The 21,116-nt window shown below is 45.5% G+C and carries 25 protein-coding genes; 19 read left to right on the forward strand and 6 right to left on the reverse strand.

From position 1 onward, the window contains the following. Positions 1-143: 143 nt before the first annotated feature. The 5 genes from ACWA50_RS07810 to cmoA form a co-directional block, all read right to left on the reverse strand. Positions 144-965 carry a D-hexose-6-phosphate mutarotase gene (locus tag ACWA50_RS07810; protein ID WP_431051349.1) on the reverse strand — a complete coding sequence of 274 codons (822 nt, stop codon included), beginning with the start codon at positions 963-965 and terminating at the stop codon, positions 144-146. Positions 966-1,166: 201 nt separating this feature from the next. Continuing rightward, positions 1,167-1,721, reverse strand: a complete 555-nt coding sequence (locus ACWA50_RS07815; protein WP_431051351.1) for a DNA-3-methyladenine glycosylase I — start codon at positions 1,719-1,721, stop codon at positions 1,167-1,169. Between the two features lie 22 nt (positions 1,722-1,743). Next, the gene (locus tag ACWA50_RS07820) at positions 1,744-2,079 is read right to left on the reverse strand and encodes a hypothetical protein (RefSeq protein WP_431051353.1); all 336 of its coding nucleotides are present in this window, start codon (positions 2,077-2,079) and stop codon (positions 1,744-1,746) included. A 99-nt stretch (positions 2,080-2,178) separates the two neighbouring features. Then, positions 2,179-3,144: a tRNA 5-methoxyuridine(34)/uridine 5-oxyacetic acid(34) synthase CmoB gene (gene cmoB, locus ACWA50_RS07825; protein ID WP_431051355.1), complete on the reverse strand. Its 966-nt coding sequence runs from the start codon at positions 3,142-3,144 to the stop codon at positions 2,179-2,181. Positions 3,145-3,159: 15 nt separating this feature from the next. Then, positions 3,160-3,888, reverse strand: a complete 729-nt coding sequence (gene cmoA / locus ACWA50_RS07830; RefSeq protein ID WP_431051357.1) for a carboxy-S-adenosyl-L-methionine synthase CmoA — start codon at positions 3,886-3,888, stop codon at positions 3,160-3,162. Between the two features lie 341 nt (positions 3,889-4,229). On the opposite strand from cmoA, the gene ACWA50_RS07835 reads away from it, so the two are divergent. The 10 genes from ACWA50_RS07835 to ruvB all read left to right on the forward strand — a co-directional run bounded on the left by ACWA50_RS07835 (position 4,230) and on the right by ruvB (position 12,729). Next, the gene (locus ACWA50_RS07835) at positions 4,230-4,433 is read left to right on the forward strand and encodes a DUF945 family protein (protein ID WP_449343091.1); all 204 of its coding nucleotides are present in this window, start codon (positions 4,230-4,232) and stop codon (positions 4,431-4,433) included. Between the two features lie 8 nt (positions 4,434-4,441). Next, positions 4,442-5,395, forward strand: a complete 954-nt coding sequence (locus ACWA50_RS07840) for a DUF945 family protein (RefSeq protein WP_431051361.1) — start codon at positions 4,442-4,444, stop codon at positions 5,393-5,395. Between the two features lie 178 nt (positions 5,396-5,573). After that, positions 5,574-7,337 carry an aspartate--tRNA ligase gene (gene aspS / locus ACWA50_RS07845; protein WP_431051362.1) on the forward strand — a complete coding sequence of 588 codons (1,764 nt, stop codon included), beginning with the start codon at positions 5,574-5,576 and terminating at the stop codon, positions 7,335-7,337. Further along, positions 7,338-7,766 carry a dihydroneopterin triphosphate diphosphatase gene (nudB, locus tag ACWA50_RS07850; protein WP_431051364.1) on the forward strand — a complete coding sequence of 143 codons (429 nt, stop codon included), beginning with the start codon at positions 7,338-7,340 and terminating at the stop codon, positions 7,764-7,766. It begins immediately after the preceding gene. Between the two features lie 37 nt (positions 7,767-7,803). Continuing rightward, positions 7,804-8,544 (forward strand): YebC/PmpR family DNA-binding transcriptional regulator, encoded by a 741-nt coding sequence (locus tag ACWA50_RS07855; protein ID WP_431051366.1) that lies wholly within the window; start codon positions 7,804-7,806, stop codon positions 8,542-8,544. A gap of 71 nt (positions 8,545-8,615) precedes the next feature. Then, positions 8,616-9,476: an NgoPII family restriction endonuclease gene (locus ACWA50_RS07860; protein WP_431051368.1), complete on the forward strand. Its 861-nt coding sequence runs from the start codon at positions 8,616-8,618 to the stop codon at positions 9,474-9,476. After that, on the forward strand, positions 9,473-10,453 hold the full coding sequence (locus ACWA50_RS07865; protein WP_431051370.1) for a DNA cytosine methyltransferase: 981 nt from the start codon (positions 9,473-9,475) through the stop codon (positions 10,451-10,453). The genes ACWA50_RS07860 and ACWA50_RS07865 overlap by 4 nt, the downstream gene beginning before the upstream one ends. Continuing rightward, entirely contained in the window at positions 10,450-11,028 is a 579-nt protein-coding gene (gene ruvC / locus ACWA50_RS07870) for a crossover junction endodeoxyribonuclease RuvC (protein ID WP_431051372.1), read from the forward strand. The genes ACWA50_RS07865 and ruvC overlap by 4 nt, the downstream gene beginning before the upstream one ends. A gap of 63 nt (positions 11,029-11,091) precedes the next feature. Continuing rightward, a complete protein-coding gene (ruvA, locus tag ACWA50_RS07875) occupies positions 11,092-11,703 on the forward strand; it encodes a Holliday junction branch migration protein RuvA (RefSeq protein WP_431051374.1) in 612 nt (203 codons plus the stop codon). 18 nt (positions 11,704-11,721) lie between these two features. Next, positions 11,722-12,729 carry a Holliday junction branch migration DNA helicase RuvB gene (gene ruvB / locus ACWA50_RS07880; protein ID WP_431051376.1) on the forward strand — a complete coding sequence of 336 codons (1,008 nt, stop codon included), beginning with the start codon at positions 11,722-11,724 and terminating at the stop codon, positions 12,727-12,729. 13 nt (positions 12,730-12,742) lie between these two features. Here the strand turns inward: ruvB and ACWA50_RS07885 are convergent, their stop codons facing one another. Then, positions 12,743-13,063, reverse strand: a complete 321-nt coding sequence (locus tag ACWA50_RS07885) for a DUF5339 domain-containing protein (protein WP_431051378.1) — start codon at positions 13,061-13,063, stop codon at positions 12,743-12,745. A 524-nt stretch (positions 13,064-13,587) separates the two neighbouring features. On the opposite strand from ACWA50_RS07885, the gene ACWA50_RS07890 reads away from it, so the two are divergent. From ACWA50_RS07890 to tolB, 9 genes are all read left to right on the forward strand, one after another. Continuing rightward, positions 13,588-15,138 (forward strand): cytochrome ubiquinol oxidase subunit I, encoded by a 1,551-nt coding sequence (locus ACWA50_RS07890; RefSeq protein ID WP_431051380.1) that lies wholly within the window; start codon positions 13,588-13,590, stop codon positions 15,136-15,138. Between the two features lie 14 nt (positions 15,139-15,152). Then, the gene (cydB, locus tag ACWA50_RS07895; RefSeq protein ID WP_431051382.1) at positions 15,153-16,289 is read left to right on the forward strand and encodes a cytochrome d ubiquinol oxidase subunit II; all 1,137 of its coding nucleotides are present in this window, start codon (positions 15,153-15,155) and stop codon (positions 16,287-16,289) included. 15 nt (positions 16,290-16,304) lie between these two features. Beyond that, positions 16,305-16,403, forward strand: coding sequence for a CydX/CbdX family cytochrome bd oxidase small subunit (locus ACWA50_RS07900; protein WP_431051384.1), 99 nt, complete (start codon positions 16,305-16,307; stop codon positions 16,401-16,403). A 2-nt stretch (positions 16,404-16,405) separates the two neighbouring features. Next, positions 16,406-16,693 (forward strand): cyd operon protein YbgE, encoded by a 288-nt coding sequence (ybgE, locus tag ACWA50_RS07905; protein ID WP_431051386.1) that lies wholly within the window; start codon positions 16,406-16,408, stop codon positions 16,691-16,693. A gap of 234 nt (positions 16,694-16,927) precedes the next feature. Continuing rightward, complete coding sequence (gene ybgC / locus ACWA50_RS07910) at positions 16,928-17,323, forward strand: tol-pal system-associated acyl-CoA thioesterase (protein ID WP_431051388.1); 396 nt, start codon at positions 16,928-16,930, stop codon at positions 17,321-17,323. Positions 17,324-17,360: 37 nt separating this feature from the next. Continuing rightward, entirely contained in the window at positions 17,361-18,050 is a 690-nt protein-coding gene (tolQ, locus tag ACWA50_RS07915) for a protein TolQ (RefSeq protein ID WP_431051390.1), read from the forward strand. Positions 18,051-18,088: 38 nt separating this feature from the next. Beyond that, positions 18,089-18,511, forward strand: a complete 423-nt coding sequence (tolR, locus tag ACWA50_RS07920; RefSeq protein WP_431051392.1) for a colicin uptake protein TolR — start codon at positions 18,089-18,091, stop codon at positions 18,509-18,511. Between the two features lie 21 nt (positions 18,512-18,532). Then, positions 18,533-19,762, forward strand: coding sequence for a cell envelope integrity protein TolA (tolA, locus tag ACWA50_RS07925; protein WP_431051394.1), 1,230 nt, complete (start codon positions 18,533-18,535; stop codon positions 19,760-19,762). Positions 19,763-19,800: 38 nt separating this feature from the next. Next, a complete protein-coding gene (tolB, locus tag ACWA50_RS07930) occupies positions 19,801-21,108 on the forward strand; it encodes a Tol-Pal system beta propeller repeat protein TolB (RefSeq protein WP_431051396.1) in 1,308 nt (435 codons plus the stop codon). Positions 21,109-21,116 lie beyond the last annotated feature (8 nt).

The raw sequence follows: 21,116 nt of genomic DNA on the forward strand, positions 1-21,116 counted from the left end.
ACTACCTATTAAGTGGAATGCAAAGGCGATGATCTAAATCATGACAAATGAAGTTTTGTGAGACGAGTCACGAAGTTTGACAAATATTAGGGGGCAAAGGGCGTGTTGAACGCCCTTGCGTTAGCGGTTTGGAGCAGTGGGGCTTAGCGTTGGATTCGAATCACCGCTTGCACGCTTTCCCCTTGCGTCAATTTGCGGCTAATCCGCGACGTTTCAACACATAGCATGGTTTGATAGCCCTTCGGCGACATACTGCCGGTTTTTTTCTGCCACGGATTCCACACCACGATATCCGAGGCATTGATATGTTCAATTTCAATCATCCGCTGTTGGGCTTTATCTTCAATCCGGCTAATCGGATTTTCCGCTGAATAAATGCAATCGGTTTCCTGCGTGAATTGACGAGGCGAAGCGACATTTTCTTGCCGATTATTTAACGTATTAAGTGCGGTTTTCGGCAAGCCGTGTAACGTGGTTTGCGCAATATCGCCGACCTTGAAATAGCTGTGCAACGCCAGTTGCGCTTCTTGTTCGCCATAGTGCGTGAAAGTTAATACGCATTCGCTGCTAAACACCATTTTCAGCTCGGCTTCAACGAGATGATTGTTGTCATACAGCGTGAAGGTTAGCTCGGCTTTGTTATCGCTGACTTGCCATTGACTGAGTTGCCACAGGTTAATCCGTGCATAGCCGTGTGCCGGAGTGCCGTAATCTTTAAACCATGGATAACACACTGGAATTCCCCCGCGGATTGCCACACCCAGTTTAAACGGCTCGATTTCGCTTAACCACAAAAGATCTTCGGTGGCAAAGTGCGGTTGCCAGCTGAGCAAGTGTGCCCCTTGCAAGGCGATCACCGCTTTGCCAAGCGGGTGATCCAGCACGATAACCGGAATTTCATTAATTTGTTGCAGGGAAAGACTCGGGTGGATATGTTTCAGCAGTTGTATGGATTGAAATGACATAATGTAACCCTTTGGAATGGAAAGTAGTTGATATTCTACGCGGATTAAAAGGCTTGGCAATTGGATTTAGTTGTAACTCACATGCCGTTTGTATAATCTCATTTTTTGATTGGTAATTGTTGGAATTCAGCATTTTTTTAATAATGTTTTCCGATTGCTCATCTAAAGCGATATCAAATTTGTACTCCATGGATGACCTCGCTATGATGTTGATTTCAGCCAAGCCGGTTCGCTTGCCAACACCTTGGCATAAATCGGGCAATCCGTTTGGTGTGCGCCGGGCAAGTAGCCTGTGCTCATCAGAAATTCATTGACGATTTCGCCGCCGACGAATTTAAATTGCTTTTTGAATAACTTAACCCAATCGGCAAGGGCGCGAGGATGGTGGTGATCGAGCCAGTTTTTGAACGAACCATACTGCTGTTGTAATAATAAAATTTGCTGTGCGTTATGAATTGCGGCATTGACTTTCAGCCTGTTGCGCACGATACCGGCGTCATTCAACAACCGCACTTTGTCTTCTTCGCTGTAAGCGGCAACAGTGGCAATGTCGAATTGGGCGTAAGCGGCACGGAAATTCTGTTGTTTTTTCAGTATTAACGTCCAACGCAAACCGGCTTGATTGATTTCCAATACCAACCGCTCAAACAGCTCGTTGTCATCACTGATCGGATAACCGTAATGCTGATCGTGGTAGGTTTTATTCGGTTGCTCTTGCCCGGGGGTTAGATTGTTGACGTAATCACAATAACTCATGGTTTTTCCTTATAGTGTAAGGCTACATACAACCGCCACAGCTGCCGCAACGCCAATCTTCTTTATTGACGGCTTGATAGAAATAATGGAAATGTTCTTCGTCCAACGGCACATTCGAGGTGACAAACACGTCCGCCAACCAATCGGCGTTTTCAATAATCCACTCGTCTTCATACAGCCCTTCGCGAAACAGTTCTTCTTCCGGATCCATAAAACTATAGATACCGTTAGTCCCCATATCGTGTTCGCGTTTTTGTTCGGGCAACACCAGCGGCAGCCCTTGATAACTGATTTCCCAGTGCCCGAGGCAAAGCGTGTTGCCGACCGCCGTCCAACGGGCATGAAACGGATTAGACATAATATCGTACTCTTATCTAATAAAAATCAAGCAATATCTTACGCCTGCCAACGGGAATGTTAATGCCTCATAGTTGGTATTTTTATCAGCCGCATTACCTTATTTATTTGCCAAAATAACCGCTCTTTTCGGCGCAGGATAGCCCTCGATGGTTTTGCTGTGGTCGTTTGGATCGAGGAAGTCGATGAGCGATTCGTTTTCCAACCAGTCGGTTTTGCGTTGCTCTGCCAGCGAAGTGGCTGCCACATCAACACAGCGCACATTGCGGAAACCGCACTTTTCCAGCCAATTGATCAGTGCCGCCACCGACGGAATAAAATAGACGTTTTTCATTTTGGCGTAGCGATCTTGCGGCACTAATACACTATTGACATCGCCGTCGATCACCAGCGTTTCCAACACCAATTCGCCGCCTTTGACTAGCTGATCTTTCAGTTGGCTGAGGTGATCGAGCGGCGATTTGCGGTGATAGAGCACGCCCATTGAAAATACGCTGTCAAACGCGGCAAGCGGCTGCATTTGCTCAATGCCCAACGGAATTAAATGTGCACGGCGGTCATTATTCAGCAGTTTGCGCACCGCTTCGAACTGGCATAAAAACAGCTCGGTCGGATCGATTCCGACCACCATTTTTGCGCCCTCGCCGACCATGCGCCACATATGATAACCGCTGCCGCAGCCGACATCTAAAATCGTGCGATCCTGCAGCGGGGCTAAGTGCGGCAGCACCCGATCCCATTTAAAATCGGAACGCCATTCGCAATCAATATGAATGCCGTGCAAGTGATACGGACCTTTGCGCCACGGCATAAGTTGCTTCAAATGATACACAATCCGTTGCTGTTCGCCACCGGACAACGGCGCAGCCGCAACCGCTTCGACCGCACTTTTCAGGTTGATTTCGCCGGCGTTTAGCGCCGGCAAAAATTCAATCACTTTCGCCCATTTTGCATATTCGCCGTGCGCATTTTTTTGCCACCGGCTGAGTTGCAGCGGCAGGGTTTGCAGCCAATCCGACAAATTGGATTGGGCGATTTGTTGATAAAACGGGCGAAAATCAATCATCCTATTTCTCTCATTTTATTGTTTAATCGCTAACATAGAACCAAAATTAAAGCACTGAAACCATAATTCAACCTGCTCAAATCCCACTTCGCGCAACCGCACTTTATGTTGCGGAATCGAATCGGTGCGCATTACATTTTCAAGTGCAGTGCGTTTCTGGCTGACTTCCAACTCGCTATAACCGTTGGCACGCTTGAATTCATGGTGCAGATCGATTTGCAACTCGTTGATAATCGAATCATCAAAACGGAATTTTTCCGACAGCACCAACACGCCGCCGCGATTCAAACCGCGATAAATTTTTTGCAACAGCAAAGTGCGGTCAGCCGGTGGCAGGAATTGCAGGGTGAAATTCAAAATCACCATCGACGCATTTTCAATCTCGATATGGCGAATGTCATCGCACATAATTTCAACCGCACTTTCGCCGTGATAAGCCTCAATATGGCGGCGGCAACGCTCGATCATCGCCGGCGAATTATCCACCGCAATCAGTTTTACATTCGGCTGTTTAATATTGCGCCGCGCCGACAACGTCGCCGCCCCACGCGAACAACCGAGATCGTACACTTGCGTATTCGGCTGCACAAACCGCTGCGCCAGCATGCCAATCGCGGTGATGATATTGGAATAACCCGGCACGGAACGCTGGATCATATCGGGAAAGACTTCGGCAACCGCCTCGTCAAAGGTAAAATCACCGATTTTCTCAATCGGTGCGGAAAATAGCGTATCTTTGTTCATTTTATAGTCAAAATCAGTAAAAGTGCGGTTATTGTACGCAAAAGGCGCAAGGGCGACAAATGCTTTTGTGGGGCAATTTTTTTAGGGTTTGTTGATGTTTGTTTATATTTTGAGTTGTCGTTTAAAATTAGCGCAATCTAGGCGTAAGCCGAAACCAATAGCGAGACTATTGGTGAGGATGACAACGAGGAGTGGCTAATTTTAAACACAACCCGCAGGGCTATGACTCTTTTTCGCCACTACGGCGTTAAAAGCCGTTCGTTTAGAATAACTAAACTTCATGTTTTTTGCCTTGTATTGGCGAAAAATAGTCTAAGCACGGACCATTGCCGCTAAGTAACTTGGCTAAATTCAAGTTAAAACCGGTGCTGGCAGCGGGACAGACCGCACTTGGCAAAAATGAGCTGGTCGAGCCGTGGTTCGAACTGAGCAAAGCGCAAAATCCGCTGACCATTGATTTTAGCCTCGGTTACAACGATCGGGTTGTGTCGCAAATCCGGATTGCGGCGCTGGAATACCTTAAAACAATATCTCGTTCAGCATGAGCGAGGTGGTGATTGATTCCGACACCAACCTGCAAGGCATTGGTGATGTTAAGCTGAGTTGGGATCATCTTGCTCTCTCGGGAAAAGCGGATGATAAAAATTCGCTTAAAAACAATGAATTGAGAATAAGAGGAATAAAACTGGATAGCTTGTTGCAACCGACCCAGTGGCAAGATCTGGCAATCGGCACGCAAACTTTGGCGATCAAAGAAATGGCATTGGCGATTCAGTCGGATGAAGCGAGTGACAGCGTTCCGGTTGACGGACAAGCGACGCCTGAGCAGGATGAAAAAGCACAGCGTGCGGCGCTGACGATTCTAGCGAAAAAGCCGGAATTGCAGTTTTCACCGCTGGCGTGGAGCAACAGCGGCGGTATCAGCCGGTTAACGCTGGATTTGGGGATCAATTTTACCGAGTCAGATAGCGCGGATGAAACGGTAAACCCGGATCCTTTACGCTTTTTGTCCAAATTTGATTTTAATGCGGAAATCGACAAAAAAATGTTACAGCAATCGCTGACCCAGATTGCCAACGTTAAAAGTGAAACAGAACAGGAGAGGTTGACGCCGGAACAAATCACGCAAGAAGCAGATGAAGGCTATCAACATATGTTGCAATTGTTAACCGAAAACAGATCATTTATTGAAACCCCGGAGGCTTTTAGCGCAAAAGCCTTGTTGGAAAACGGGCAATTAAAATATAACGGGGAAGTCGTGCCGCAGGAAACGATCGAGCAAGTGTTTATGACCGCACTTTTTGCCTTGGGGCAGGCGTTTTATAGCGATGACGGTTTGGAATATGACGAGGACTACGCTAATTCGTTATACGATGAAACCGACAGCGAAGCGGCGGCATTTGGTGAAGATGACGACGAGTTGCTCTTACCGAGCGGCGAATACGATTTATCGATTCCGAATTTATCACCGTCGGATTTGCAAGGCTTGCCGCCGGCAATGCCGTAATAATCGTTTTACTCTCTCAGTGCGGTTGTTTGACCGCACTTTTGCTTTCATCTCGCCCAAGCGATAAAGCTGTTCATTCCGGCGTAAAATTCCGTTATAATCCGCCAGTTAATCTTCTCAACTTTTTTCCGTCTTGAGAATCGGGAATTCAATTTAAAATCAGCAAGGAACACAGATTATGATGCGTACACACTACTGCGGCTCGCTAAATCGTAGCCATATCGGACAAGAAGTAACACTGAGCGGTTGGATTCACCGCCGCCGTGATTTCGGGGCGATGATTTTTGTCGATTTGCGTGATCGCGAGGGCATTGTACAAGTGTTTTTTGATCCGGCACAGCAAGCGGCATTTGACGCGGCGGCTACGTTGCGCAATGAGTTTTGTGTGCAAATTCAAGGGGAAGTGATTGCGCGCACGGAAAAAAATATCAATCCGGATATGGCGACCGGCGAAGTGGAAGTGCTGGCGAAAGGGCTGAAAATTTACAATAACGCTGCCGTGTTGCCGTTGGATTTCAACCAAAACAACACCGAAGAACAGCGTTTGAAATACCGTTATTTGGATTTGCGCCGCCCGGAAATGGCGCAACGGATCAAAACCCGTGCCAAAATCACCAGTTTTGTACGCCGCTTTATGGACGAACACGGTTTCTTGGATATCGAAACCCCAATGCTGACCAAAGCCACGCCGGAGGGCGCGCGTGACTATTTAGTGCCGAGCCGGGTGCATAAAGGCAAATTCTACGCCCTGCCGCAATCGCCGCAACTGTTCAAACAATTGCTGATGATGTCCGGTTTCGACCGTTATTATCAAATCGTGAAATGTTTCCGCGATGAAGATTTGCGTGCCGACCGCCAACCTGAATTTACCCAAATCGATGTCGAAACCTCGTTTATGACCGCCGAAGAAGTCCGCGCGGTGATGGAGGAATTGGTACGCGGCTTATGGCAGCAGACTATCGGTGTGGATTTGGGCACGTTCCCGATTATGACTTACGCCGAAGCCATGCGTCGTTTTGGTTCGGACAAACCGGATTTGCGCAACCCGTTGGAGCTGGTCGATGTTGCCGATTTGCTGAAAGAGGTCGAATTTAAAGTGTTTAACGAACCGGCAAATGATCCGAAAGGGCGCGTTGCGGCGTTGCGCGTGCCGAACGGGGCGACGTTGACCCGCAAACAAATTGACGAATATACCCAGTTTGTTGCGATTTACGGCGCGAAAGGCTTGGCGTGGCTGAAAGTGAACGATATCGCCGCCGGCATTGACGGCGTGCAAAGCCCGATTGCCAAATTCTTATCGGCAGAGGTGCTAAGTGCGGTCTTGGCGCGTTTGGACGCGCAAAACGGCGACATTATTTTCTTCGGTTCGGATAGATACAATATCGTGACCGACTCGATGGGTGCGCTGCGTTTGAAAGTCGGCAAAGAGTTAGGCTTGACCCAAGCGGATCAATGGAAACCGCTGTGGGTGATCGATTTCCCAATGTTTGAAATGGGTGACGAGGGCGAATTGGCGGCAATGCACCATCCTTTCACTTCACCGAAAGATTTCACGCCGCAACAACTGGCAGCCGAGCCGACAAGTGCGGTCGCCAATGCTTATGACATGGTGATCAACGGCTACGAAGTGGGCGGCGGCTCGGTACGGATCTTCGATCAAAAAATGCAGCAAACCGTGTTCAATATCTTGGGCATTAACGAACAAGAGCAACAAGAAAAATTCGGCTTCTTGCTCGACGCGTTAAAATTCGGCACGCCACCGCACGCAGGCTTGGCATTCGGCTTGGATCGCCTAACTATGCTCTTGACCGGCACGGACAATATCCGCGACGTAATCGCATTCCCGAAAACCACTGCCGCCGCGTGCTTAATGACCGACGCGCCAAGTTTTGCCAATGAACAGGCGTTGAATGAGCTTGCCTTAACGGTAACGAAAGCGTAAATGTCACGATTTAAACGCCCCGAATCGGTGTTGGTGGTGATCTATGCCACCGATAGCCAACAAGTGCTGATGTTGCAACGTAATGATGATCCTGCGTTTTGGCAGTCGGTGTCGGGCAGTTTGGAGGCGGGCGAAACCGCACTTTGCGCCGCAAAGCGTGAAGTGGCGGAAGAAACAGGGCTAAGTGCGGTCGGTTTGGTCGATTGTCAACAATCCGTTGATTTTGAGATTTTTCCGCAGTTTCGTCATCGTTATGCGCGTGATGTTACCCATTGCCACGAACATTGGTTTTTGTTGCCGTTGGCGCAAGAGTGCGAAGTGCGGTTGAGTGAACATTCGGCGTATCGTTGGGTGACGGCAGAGCAGGCGGTGACGATGGCCAAATCGTGGAACAATGCGGCGGCGATTGAACAATTTTTACTAAAATAAACAAACAGTTAAAAATAAATAGCAAGAGGAAATCAAGATGGCAGGCCATAGTAAGTGGGCGAATATCAAACACCGCAAAGCGGCGCAGGACGCACAACGCGGCAAAATTTTTACCAAATTAATCCGTGAATTGGTGACAGCGGCGAAAATCGGCGGTGGTGACGCAGGCGCGAATCCGCGTTTGCGTGCGGCGGTGGATAAAGCGCTTGCCAGCAATATGACGCGCGACACCATTAACCGTGCGATTGAGCGCGGCGTGGGCGGCGGCGATGATACCAATATGGAGACCCGTGTATATGAGGGCTACGGTCCGGGCGGCACGGCGGTGATGGTGGAGTGTTTGAGCGATAATGCCAACCGCACCATTTCACAAGTGCGCCCGAGTTTCACCAAGTGCGGTGGCAACTTAGGTACGGAAGGCTCGGTCGGCTATCTGTTCAACAAAAAAGGCTTGATTTTGATTGCGCAAGGCGATGAAGACAGCTTAATCGAAGCGGCAATCGAAGCCGGTGCTGATGATGTGCAACCGCAAGATGACGGCAGTTTTGAAATCTATACCGCATGGGAAGAACTGGGCGCAGTGCGCGACGGCATTGAAGCGGCGGGTTTTAAAATTGAAAGTGCCGAAGTGTCGATGATTCCGTCAACCACAGTGGATTTAGATGCCGAAGCCGCACCGAAATTATTGCGCTTGATTGATATGCTGGAAGAGTGTGATGATGTGCAAAACGTGTATCACAACGGTGAAATCAGCGATGAAGTCGCGGCGTTGTTGTAGTTTAGATTTATTTTTTACTGTAATAATTAAATAATGCCCTGAAATCAGGGCATTGCTATATGGAGAAAAATATGGCAAATATTATTAATGCAATCATTAATTTAGTTAGAGAACCACAATTTAGATTGCGTGAATATGCAACAGGTCGAAATCGTGCAAATAACATGGGTGAATCTTTAGAAGAATATATTAAAGATTTATTTGCTGATACGGTAAATGAAAATAACGAACAGATAAGAACTGAAAAAATTTCTTCAACTTTCAGTTACTTAGGTAATCAGAATAATCCTCCAGATATGATTTTAAAGCAAGGTGATGCAATTGAAGTGAAAAAAATTGAGTTGCCTAATTCGAGTCTAGCGTTAAATAGTAGTTATCCAAAAGCAAAACTATTTTCTTCAAATCCAATGCTTAAGAAAGCTTGTCGTGAATGTGATGGTGGTAATTGGATTGAAAAAGATATGATTTATAGCGTTGGTGTAGTTGATAATGATAAATTAACCTCTTTATGTTTCGTTTATGGTGATGATTATTGTGCTACACAAGATGTTTATGAACAAATTAAAATGTATATAAAAAAAGGGATCACTCAAATTGAAGATGTTGAATTTTCTGAAACTAAGGAATTAGGTCGAGTAAATAAAGTTGATCCATTAGGAATTACCTATCTAAGAATTAGAGGTATGTGGGGGATTGAAAATCCATTTACGGTTTTTAATTATATTTATACTAGGAATCCTAATTGCTCCTTTAATTTTATGGCAATTATTAATGATGAGAAGTTCAATTCATTGGAAAATAAATCTGATTTACTTTCTAACGTGGAGAAAAATGATTCATTGGTTATTAATGATATTAAGATTAAAGACCCTAATAATCCAGCTAAACTAAAAAATGCAAAGCTAATTACCTTTTCATATAGTGAGGCATGATGAATATTGTTAGTTTATTTTCAGGAGCAGGTGGTTTAGATTTAGGCTTTGAGCAGGCAGGATTTAAAATTATCTTTGCAAATGAGTATGATAAAACAATTTGGGCTACTTATAAGAAAAACCATTCAGCTTATTTAGATACCCGAGATATTAGAAAAATATTATCAAATGATATTCCAGATTGTGATGGAATTATTGGAGGACCACCCTGTCAATCTTGGTCTGAAGCAGGATCATTGAAAGGCATTAATGATCTTCGAGGACAGTTATTTTTTGATTACATTCGTATCATTCGAGAAAAACAACCTAAATTTTTTCTAGCTGAAAATGTAGTTGGAATGATGTCTAAAAGGCATGAAGAGGCAGTTGAGACTATCAAAAAGATGTTTATTGACTGCGGGTATAATCTTACGGTTAATTTAGTCAATGTATCTGATTATGGCATTCCACAAGATAGAAAACGTGTTTTTTACATTGGGATAAGAAAAGATTTGGATAAGGATTTCAAATTCCCAGTTAATACATCAGTAAAAAGAACATTGAAAGATAGTATTTTTGATTTAAAGGATAGTGCTAAACCAGCACGAATCAAAAATAAAGCTAATCGAAATTTAGAAATATTAAATCATGAGTATTTTGAAGGTGGATTCTCGACTATTTTTATGAGCAGAAATAGGGTTCGTCAATGGGAAGAGTTTGGTTTTACGGTTCAGGCTAGTGGACGACAAGCACAATTACACCCACAAGCACCAATAATGCCTAAGATCGATAAAAATAAGCATATTTTTGCTGAAGGATATGAATATTTGTATCGAAGAATGACTGTTCGTGAATGCGCGAGAATTCAAACATTCCCAGATGATTTTGAATTCATTTATGATAGTGTAGATACTGGTTATAAAATGGTGGGCAATGCTGTTCCAGTTGAAATGGCAAAAATTATTGCAAGTAGTATAAAAGAGCAAATTTTTCTATGACAATCATTCTAGGTATTGACCCCGGCTCGCGTGTTACAGGCTACGGCGTGATTCGGCAGAACGGGCGTAAGTTGGAATACCTCGGCAGTGGGGCGATTCGTACCGCAGTTGAGGATTTGCCGCTCCGTTTAAAGCGGATCTATGCCGGTGTGAGTGAGATTATCACCCAGTTTCAGCCGGACATGTTTGCGATAGAGCAGGTGTTTATGGCGAAAAACCCCGATTCCGCTTTGAAATTGGGGCAGGCGCGCGGGGTGGCGATAGTCTGCGCCACCAATTTTGATCTGCCGGTGTTTGAGTATGCGGCGCGTTTGGTGAAACAAACGGTGGTCGGCAGCGGGGCGGCGGACAAAGTGCAAGTGCAGCATATGGTCACTCGGATTTTAAACCTGTCGGCACAGCCGCAAGCCGATGCCGCCGATGCGTTGGCGATTGCGATCACCCACGCCCACAGTTTGCAGCATTCCCTCCAAATCGGCAAAACCGCCAGCACCGCACTTCAAGCTGAAAAGTGCGGTTTGAGTCTGAAAGCCCGTTACAGCCGCGGACGTTTTCGCTTAAAAGCTGAAAAATAACTGGTTATTTATACAGTTTTATTTTATGCTATGCCACATCATACGAATTAAAGAGACATCATTATGATCGGACGTCTACACGGCACATTATTGGAAAAACAACCGCCTGAAATTTTGCTTGATGTGCAAGGCGTTGGCTATGAGTTGCTACTGCCGATGACCAGTTTTTACCACTTGCCGGAAGTCAATCAAAGCGCAACCCTGTTCACCCATTTGGTGGTGCGCGAAGATGCGCATTTATTGTTCGGCTTTGCCAGCAAGCAAGACCGCACTTTGTTCCGTGAACTGATTAAAACCAACGGCGTCGGGCCAAAACTGGCGTTGGCGATTTTGTCGGCAATGTCGGTCGATGAGTTCGTTTTTGCGATTGAACGCGAGGAATTATCCAAATTGGTGAAAATTCCCGGGGTCGGTAAAAAAACGGCTGAACGGTTATTGGTTGAATTAAAAGGCAAATTTGCCAATGTCAAAAAAGCCGATTTCTTTGTGCAGCTGCCGGGCGGCAGCCGTCACGAATTGGATTCGAGCGCACCGAATTATGAAGATGATGCGGTGGCGGCGTTGGTGGCACTGGGCTATAAACCGCTTGATGCGGAAAAAATGGTGAAGCGGATCGCGAAACCGGAATTCACCAGCGAGCAGTTGATCCGTGAAGCGTTAAAAGCGGCGTTATAAATAGGGTAAAAGAGCGGTATGATTGAAGCAGATCGGATTATCAGCGCAAGCGAAATCGGCGAAGAAGATGTATTGGATCGCGCGATTCGCCCCAAATTGCTGAAAGATTATGTCGGGCAGCAAGCGGTGCGTGAGCAGATGGATATTTTTATTCGGGCGGCGAAATTGCGCCAAGACGCGCTCGACCATCTGTTGATTTTCGGCCCGCCGGGTTTGGGTAAAACCACGCTTGCCAATATTATCGCCAATGAAATGGGGGTGAATATCCGCACCACTTCCGGCCCGGTATTGGAAAAAGCCGGTGATTTGGCGGCAATGTTGACCAATCTGGAAGCGCATGATGTGCTGTTTATTGATGAAATTCATCGTCTCTCACCGGCGATTGAAGAAGTACTGTATCCGGCAATGGAAGATTACCAACTGGATATTATGATCGGCGAAGGCCCTGCGGCGCGTTCGATTAAACTGGATTTACCGCCGTTTACCCTTGTCGGCGCAACCACGCGCGCCGGTTCATTGACTTCCCCGCTGCGCGATCGTTTCGGGATTGTGCAGCGCTTGGAATTTTATTCGGTTAAAGATTTGACTTCAATCGTGGCTCGCAGTGCCAACTGCTTAAACCTGCACATCGTTGAAGGGGCGGCATTGGAAATTGCCCGTCGCTCACGCGGCACGCCGCGTATTGCCAACCGTTTGCTGCGTCGCGTACGTGATTATGCCGATGTGAAAAATAACGGTTTAATCAGTATCGAAATCGCTCAAGCGGCATTGAAAATGTTGGATATTGACGCTAAAGGCTTTGATTACATGGATCGCAAATTGTTAAGTGCGGTGGTGGAGCGGTTTGACGGCGGACCTGTCGGTTTGGATAGTCTGGCGGCGGCAATCGGTGAAGAACGGGAAACCATTGAAGATGTGCTAGAGCCGTATTTGATTCAGCAGGGGTATTTGCAGCGTACTCCGCGCGGACGGATTGCGACGTCAAAAACCTATCTGCATCTCGGACTGGATACAGATAAGGCTTAGCCGTTAAAAATCATTAAGGTTGCAGTTGTTGTTTCTTGATGTTGTTGAGGGCAACTAAACCTTTATCACAACTTTTAATTTGCACTTCGCGTTCTAAAGCCAAGATTTGTTTTTTGCTTTGTGACAATTTGCTTTTAATGTTGGCAAATTGGGTATGGGTTCCCGGTTGTTTTTCCGCTTCTTTGATCAATTGTTCTGTTTCGCTGAAAAGTTGATTACATTGTTGAGGGATACTGCCAGCTTCAATAATTTGATTTTTTGTCGTTGTGGTATTGGCGGATACACCGATACTAAACAATGCGATACTTGCAGTGAACAGAAATTTTTTGAACATTTTTTGCCCTTTTCTCAGTGAGAATATAAAAAATAACGCAATAAAACAGAGTTTATTTTTTGGTTTGTTGCTATGCGTTGAACGAGAATATTTCTTAATTATAAAAACCTTCCACAACATAGCAAAACAGGATAAAAATGTCTATAAAATCAGCGTAAAAATTTGTGAAAGAGGCGTAATAACCAACTTTATTAATCGGGTATGCGTATAAAAAATAGCAATAATTTCAAAAAATTGATTTGTATCATAATGGCATTTTAGACGAAGATCGCATTTTTTGAGATATCTCCCAAAATGTAGCGGAAAAAGTAAATTTTATGTTTTTAATGCGTGAATTACAGAGTATCATAAGCGGGAAGGAATCGGGCTTTTTTGAAGATTTATCTAAATGTGTTGTTATAAGCCGTTTAGATAAGTGTTTGGGAAGGCCGATTTTATGACATCGGTATATTATTTGGTGTCAATGGGGTGATTACAAAAGTAATCAATGTCAGAGGAACTTGTAGTATATACAAGGAGTTGAGATGTTAGATATTGTTGAACTCTCGAGATTGCAGTTTGCATTAACTGCTCTGTATCACTTTTTGTTCGTACCGCTCACATTAGGACTTTCCTTTATTCTTGTGATTATGGAAACCCTGTATGTCGTGACCGGCAAAGAAGTGTACAAAGATATGACCAAATTCTGGGGTAAATTATTTGGTATTAACTTTGCGTTAGGGGTAACAACCGGGATTACAATGGAATTCCAGTTTGGTACCAACTGGTCATATTATTCGCATTATGTCGGCGACATCTTCGGTGCGCCTTTGGCTATTGAAGCATTATTAGCCTTCTTTATGGAATCGACTTTCGTCGGGTTGTTCTTCTTTGGTTGGGACAGACTCTCTAAAGGCAAACACTTGATGGCGACTTATTTAGTGGCATTCGGTTCTAACTTATCCGCCATGTGGATTTTGGTGGCGAATGGCTGGATGCAGAATCCGATTGGTTCCGAATTTAATTTCGAAACCATGCGAATGGAAATGACCAGCTTTATGGATTTATGGCTGAACCCGGTCGCACAAAGTAAATTCTTACATACCTTATCTGCAGGTTATGTTTGCGGTGCGATTTTCGTGCTCTCCATCAGTTCTTACTACATTCTGAAAGGTCGCGATTTAGGCTTTGCCAAACGCTCGTTTTCAGTGGCCTCTTCTTTCGGCATGATTGCGATTATTGCGGTATTGTTGATGGGAGATGAATCCGGTTATGAAATCGGACAAGCGCAACCGGTCAAACTGGCGGCAATGGAAGGCGAGTGGCATACTGCGCCGGCGCCGGCAGATTGGAATATGGTGATTATTCCGAACGAAGCCGAAATGAAGAATGATTTCGCGATTCAAATTCCTTACGCCGCCGGGATCATCGCAACCCGCTCTTTAACCAAAGAAATCACCGGGTTGACAGAACTGCGTGAAATCAATGTACAGCGCGTGCGTAACGGGATCATCTCTTACGGCTTGTTACAAAAATTGCGGAACGGTACGGCAACGGAAGAAGATAAAGAACTGTTCAAGGTTTACCAAAAAGATCTTGGTTTCGGCTTATTGTTAAAACCTTACACAGACAATGTATTGGATGCGACGGAAGAACAAATTCAACAAGCTGCTAGCGATACGATTCCGAAAGTCGGTCCGACCTTCTGGTCATTCCGCGTGATGATGTTTGCCGGTGGTTTGATGTTATTGTTGTTGATTGGCGCATTTGCGCAAACCGCACGTAAAACGATTGGCAATAGCCCGTTATTGTTAAAAGGATTGCTGTACGGTTTACCATTGCCGTGGATTGCGATTGAAAGCGGTTGGTTCTTGGCGGAATATGGTCGTCAGCCATGGGCTATTTATGAAGTGTTACCGGTCGGTGTGGCAAACTCTGCCCTAACAACAGGTGATTTGTGGTTCTCAATCGGTTTAATCTGTGCGTTGTACACGATTTTCCTGATTGCAGAAATGTATCTGATGTTCAAATACGGACGTTTGGGCCCAAGCTCATTAAAAACCGGCCGTTATCATTTTGAACAAACAGCGAAATAAGTAGGAGCCTAATCATGATTGACTACGAAATTCTACGCTTTATTTGGTGGCTGCTTGTTGGGGTTCTGCTTCTCGGCTTTGCAGTGACTGATGGCTTTGATATGGGCGTATTAACCTTATTGCCGTTTGCCGGTAAAAAAGAGGTTGAAAAACGCATTATGATCAACTCGATTGCTCCGCATTGGGACGGTAACCAAGTATGGTTGTTGACCGCCGGCGGTGCGATGTTTGCCGCCTGGCCGATTGTTTACGCAACCTCTTTCTCCGGTTTCTATATCGCGATGATTTTGGTGTTGGCCGCATTATTTTTCCGTCCGGTCGGATTGGAATATCGCGCTAAAATTGAAAATCCGAAATGGCGCACCGCTTGGGATTGGGGCTTGTTTGTCAGTGGCTTTGCCCCGTCATTGGTGTTCGGCGTGGCATTTGGTAACCTGCTGCAAGGCGTACCGTTTGAATTCAACGATATCCTGCAAGTGAAATATACCGGTTCATTCTTTGAATTGCTCAATCCGTTTGCGCTACTGTGCGGTTTGGTCAGCTTGTCAATGTTGACGACACAAGGGGCTGCATGGTTACAAATGAAAACCACGGCGGAATTGCGTGATCGCGCTCGCGTTATCACTCAAGTCGGCGCATTTGCAACCGTCATCACTTTTGTGCTTGCAGGGGTGTGGCTGTTGTTCAAAGACGGTTATGTTGTCACCGGCGTAATTGATAAGAACGCTCCTTCTACCCCGTTGGGCAAAGAAGTGATTTTGGAAACCGGTGCGTGGTTCAATAATTTCAAAGAAATGCCCGTGCTATGGCTGTTGCCGATTTTGGCGGTCGCCGGTGGGTTATTGAATATCGTATTTTCTAAAGCCAACCGTTCCGGATTTGCATTCTTGTTCTCGTCATTGACGATGGCCGGTGTGATTTTCACGTTCGGGGTATCGATGTTCCCGTTCATTATGCCGTCAATCACACATCCGAATACCAGCTTGTTGATGTGGGATTCAACTTCAAGTCACTTAACCCTGATGATTATGTTTGGTCTGACTTTAATCTTTGTGGTTATATTACTGGCTTACACCATTTGGGCATATGCCAAAATGTTCGGACGTATCGACAGTGACTTTATCGAAGAAAATAAAAACTCACTATACTAACAAAGAGGAAGAATTATGTTTTATGTAGCTTGGGTTTTAGGCGTATTATTAGCGGTTTTCTTTGCGGCGATTGTAACAATCAGCATTGAAAAAACCGGCAAATTTGATGAGTAACTATGATTGATAAACTCTATCAACTGGTAAATAAGGGCTCTTATCGAGCCCTTTCATTTATCTTGGCAATCGCACTGATGTTATCAATCTTTTTTCATGCGAAAAAATTTGCCTTGGCGTTAGGTGGCCCGTCTCCTTTATTTACCCTGTTTCTAATCTGGGGGACATCGATACTGTGGATTCATGGGCTTGGATTGCAAATACGCAAAACGCGTTGGAAAGGTTTTTTTAATCCTTTCATCGGTTATTTGGCGGCGTTATTTGGGGCCATCTATATTTATTTTATCTGAATCAGCAAAGTGCGGTAGGGGCAATCTGATCCCGTACCGCACTTTAATCATCTCTGTGTTATTTTATTATCTGATAATTATTTTCCGATATGAAATAATTAATCGCAAGCCAGTGTTTTTATCTTTACCTCTTCTTGTCATTAAAAATATTCTTGTTAATTCGCTAGGCGATCACTAGACAAGTATCAAACTATTCTTGATAATAGCGGCTTTGGGATCATGTGGGATATCGTTATGCAAAAGATACCAATCAGAGTTTATTACGAAGATACGGATGCCGGTGGTGTGGTTTATCATGCGCGTTATCTCCATTTTTTTGAAAGAGCAAGAACGGAATTTTTGCGTAATCTGGGTTTTGAACAGCAGCAGCTATTACAACAGTTTCAGCTGGCATTTGTGGTGCGCAGTATGCAAATTGATTATCGTATTGCGGCTAAATTGGATGACTGTTTGACGGTTGAAACAACCGTCAGCCAAGTCAAGAAAGCAAGTATTATTTTTGAGCAGAAATTATTCAAGCAAGATGAATTATTGTCAAACGCAACTGTCTTAGTTGCATCAGTTAATTTATCCAAAATGAAACCGGAGCCGATGCCTGAGACGATCAGAACGGCTTTGGGAGGCAAGTAATTACAGTATTTTAGTATGGACTAATCGGGGTTTATTGATGTCAACAGAGTTAAATTTTTTGGCACTTTTTTTAGAAGCAAGTGTTATCGTTCAGATTGTCATTGCAATCTTGATCATTTTTTCTATTATGTCGTGGGCAATTATTATCCAGCGGAGCGGCATTTTACGCCAAGCATTAAAATCTTCCGCGGCGTTTGAAGATCGTTTCTGGTCTGGCGAAGATTTGAATAAATTGTATGATGGCATGGATAACCGTCGCGACGGCTTAAGCGGCAGCGAACAAATTTTTTATGTCGGTTTCAAAGAGTTTTTACGTTTGCAACAAACTGCTTCAAGTACACCGGAATCCATCATCCAAGGAACGACGCGTGCGATGAACTTGACCTTGAACCGTGAAATCGAAGAAGTGGAAAACCGCATTCCTTTTTTGGCAACGGTGGCTTCAATCAGTCCGTATATCGGTTTGTTCGGGACGGTATGGGGAATTATGCACGCATTTATGGCGTTAAGTAATGTAAAACAAGCTACGTTGCAAATGGTCGCGCCGGGGATCGCCGAAGCTTTGATTGCGACGGCAATCGGTTTGTTTGCGGCAATTCCGGCTGTAATGGCGTATAACCGTTTGAGCTTGCGCGTCAGCAAATTAGAGCAAAATTATGCTAACTTCATTGACGAGTTCACTACCATTCTGCACCGTCAGGCATTTGCCAAAAAAAGTGCTAATTAATTTTCCGCACAGTATATCGTAGAGGATAAGAGGATATTATGTCGTATAGACGCAAACGTCGTGATATGAAGTCGGAAATTAACATCGTTCCTTTCTTAGACGTGTTGTTGGTATTATTGTTAATCTTTATGGCAACGGCACCGATTATCAGTCAGAGTGTACAGGTCGAATTGCCGGATTCGGTGGATAGCCAGTCGGTTTCCAATGAAGATAAAGTCCCTGTCATTTTAGAAGTTGCCGGAGTCGGGCAATATACGCTTGCAATTAATGGCGAGCGTAATGAGAATCTGACCGAAGAAATGGTGACCGAAATGGCAAAACAGGAGTTTGATAAAGATAATAATACGCTGTTCTTGGTTGGCGGAGCTAAAGATGCGCCTTATGAAGAAGTGATTAACGCGTTGAATTTATTACATCTTGCCGGTATTAAATCTGTTGGTTTAATGACCAATCCTTTATAAATTATCAGTACGGGATCAGCAGTGCAGACAGAGAAAACACAGAAATTAAACCGTGCCGTTCTGATTTCCACCATTTTGCACGGATTACTGTTCGGAATCCTGATTTTGGGCTCCTTATGGTATAAGTATATGCCGGCTGCCGGTGGCGGCGAAGGTGAAGGCGATGTAATGGGCGCGGTGATGGTGGATACCGGCGCTGCCGCTCAAGAATGGGGGCGGATAAAACAACAGCAAAAAGGTGATGTTGATAAAGCCAAACGTCAAGAATTAGAACAACAGGAGCAGCAGCAGCGTCTACAGGAACTGGAAAGACAGCAGCAGGCAGAACAGCAGCGCCAGCAGGAGCTGGAAAAGCAACAATTGGAAAAACAGCAAGCGGAACAGCGTCGGCAAGAACAACGGGAACAGCAACGCCGTGAGGCGCAGGCAAAAGCGGAGCAGGCTAAACAAGAAGAAATTGCTCGTCAGCAGCGTATTGCCAAAGAAGCTGAAGCAAAAAGAATTGCAGAACAGGCGAAACTGAAAGCAGACGCAGAGGCTAAACGTTTAGAAGCGGCAGCAAAAGTCAAAGCAGAGCAAGAGGCGCAAGCGGCGGCAGCCAAAGCAAAAGCTGAAGCCGAGACTAAAGCGAAGCTCGCAGCAGAAGCTAAGGCAAAAGCCGAATCCGAAGCGAAAGCCAAGGCGGCTGCGGACGCTAAGGCAAAAGCCGAGTCCGAAGCGAAAGCCAAGGCGGCTGCGGACGCTAAGGCAAAAGCAGAGTCTGAAGCGAAAGCCAAGGCGGCTGCGGACGCTAAAGCTAAAGCCGACGCCGCTGCAAAAGCCAAAGCGGCTGCCGCAGAAAAAGCTGCGCAACAGGCGGCTCTAGACGACTTTATGAATAGCGGTACGATTGGCGGTGGTTCAGCCGCTAAGGGCGGCAATCAGAATAAAGGCGGCACAACGGGCAGCGGAGCGGGAACGGTGAGCGGGGCTGATGGAGCGCGTGCCGGTGATGAATACGCCGGCGTGATTAAACGTACAATCAAACGTCGTTTTATCCGTGATGCGAGCTTTGCAGGAAAAACCTGTAGTATCAGAATTTCATTGGCGCGGGACGGAACTATTTTGAATTATCAAAAGATTTCAGGTTCGGATGACATTTGTAATTCGGCATTAAGGGCGGTTGCCAATACTAAAAAAGTACCGGCGGCACCTTCTGACGCCATTTATAATCGGTATAAAACTCCAATTATTGATTTTGATTTAAAATAAGATCAATTATGACAATGTGTTTAATATAGGGGATTTAAATGAAATATATTACTCGGATAACGGCAATATTAGCATTGGTGTTGGTATTGGTGAGCAATATTGTACGGGCGGAAGAGATCCGAATCGTGATCGATGAAGGGATCGACAGTGCGCAACCGATTGCAGTTGTGCCGTTTAAATGGAATGGGCCGGGTTCAGCACCGGCAGACATTGCGGATATTGTCGCAGCGGATTTGCGCAATAGCGGAAAATTTAGCCCGATTCCGGTCAGCAGAATGCCGCAAACCCCGTCTTCCGCAGCCGAAGTGAATCCGGAAGCTTGGGCGGCATTGGGCTTGGCGGAAATTGTGGTCGGACAAATCACCCCGACAGGTTCCGGGTATAACATTGCTTACCAGTTGGTGGATACCATCGGTGGTTCAGGCGCAGCCGGTTCAGTCTTATTGCAAAACAGCTATACTATCCCGAACAATAACCAATTGCGTTATGGCGCGCACACAATCAGTGATGAAGTATTTGAAAAATTAACCGGTATTCGCGGCGCATTCAGAACGCGTATTGCTTATGTAGTGCAGCGTAATGGCGGTAGCACACCGTATGAATTGCACGTTGCCGATTATGACGGACGCAATCAATTCGTCGTTAACCGCAGTTCACAACCGATTATGTCACCAAGCTGGTCGGCAGATGGCAAACAATTAGCCTATGTCAGCTTTGAAAACCGCAAATCACAATTAGTGGTTCAAAATTTAGGTTCCGGTTCACGTAAAGTGGTTGCCTCGACACCGCGTCACAACGGTGCTCCGGCATTCTCTCCGGACGGAACCCGTTTGGCGTACGCTTCTTCCCGTGACGGGCAACTGAATATTTATGTGATGAATCTGGCGTCAGGTCAAACCACACAATTGACCAGCGGTGCAGGCAATAACACCGAGCCGAGCTGGTCACCGGACGGACAATCGATCGTCTTCACTTCCGACCGTGGCGGCAGCCCGCAAGTGTATATGATGAGTGCTTATGGCGGTGGTGCGAGCTATGTCGGCGCAGGTGGCAGAAGTTATAGCGGTCAGATTACCTCTGATGGCAAAAATCTAATCATGATCTCTGCGGATCATATTGTCAAAAAAGATTTGGCAACGGGAAGCGTAGAGGTTCTGGGATCAACTTTCCTGGATGAAAGTCCAAGTGTTTCACCTAACGGAATCATGATCATTTATAGCTCTACCCAAGGGCTTGGGAAAGTGTTACAATTGGTGTCCGCTGACGGACGCTTTAAAGCTAGGTTACCAGGTGCGGACGGGCAAATTAAGTTCCCAGCTTGGTCTCCGTTTCTTACTAAAAACTAAGGAGTAAT

This window comes from Testudinibacter sp. P17/SS/0325 (genome assembly GCF_053570765.1).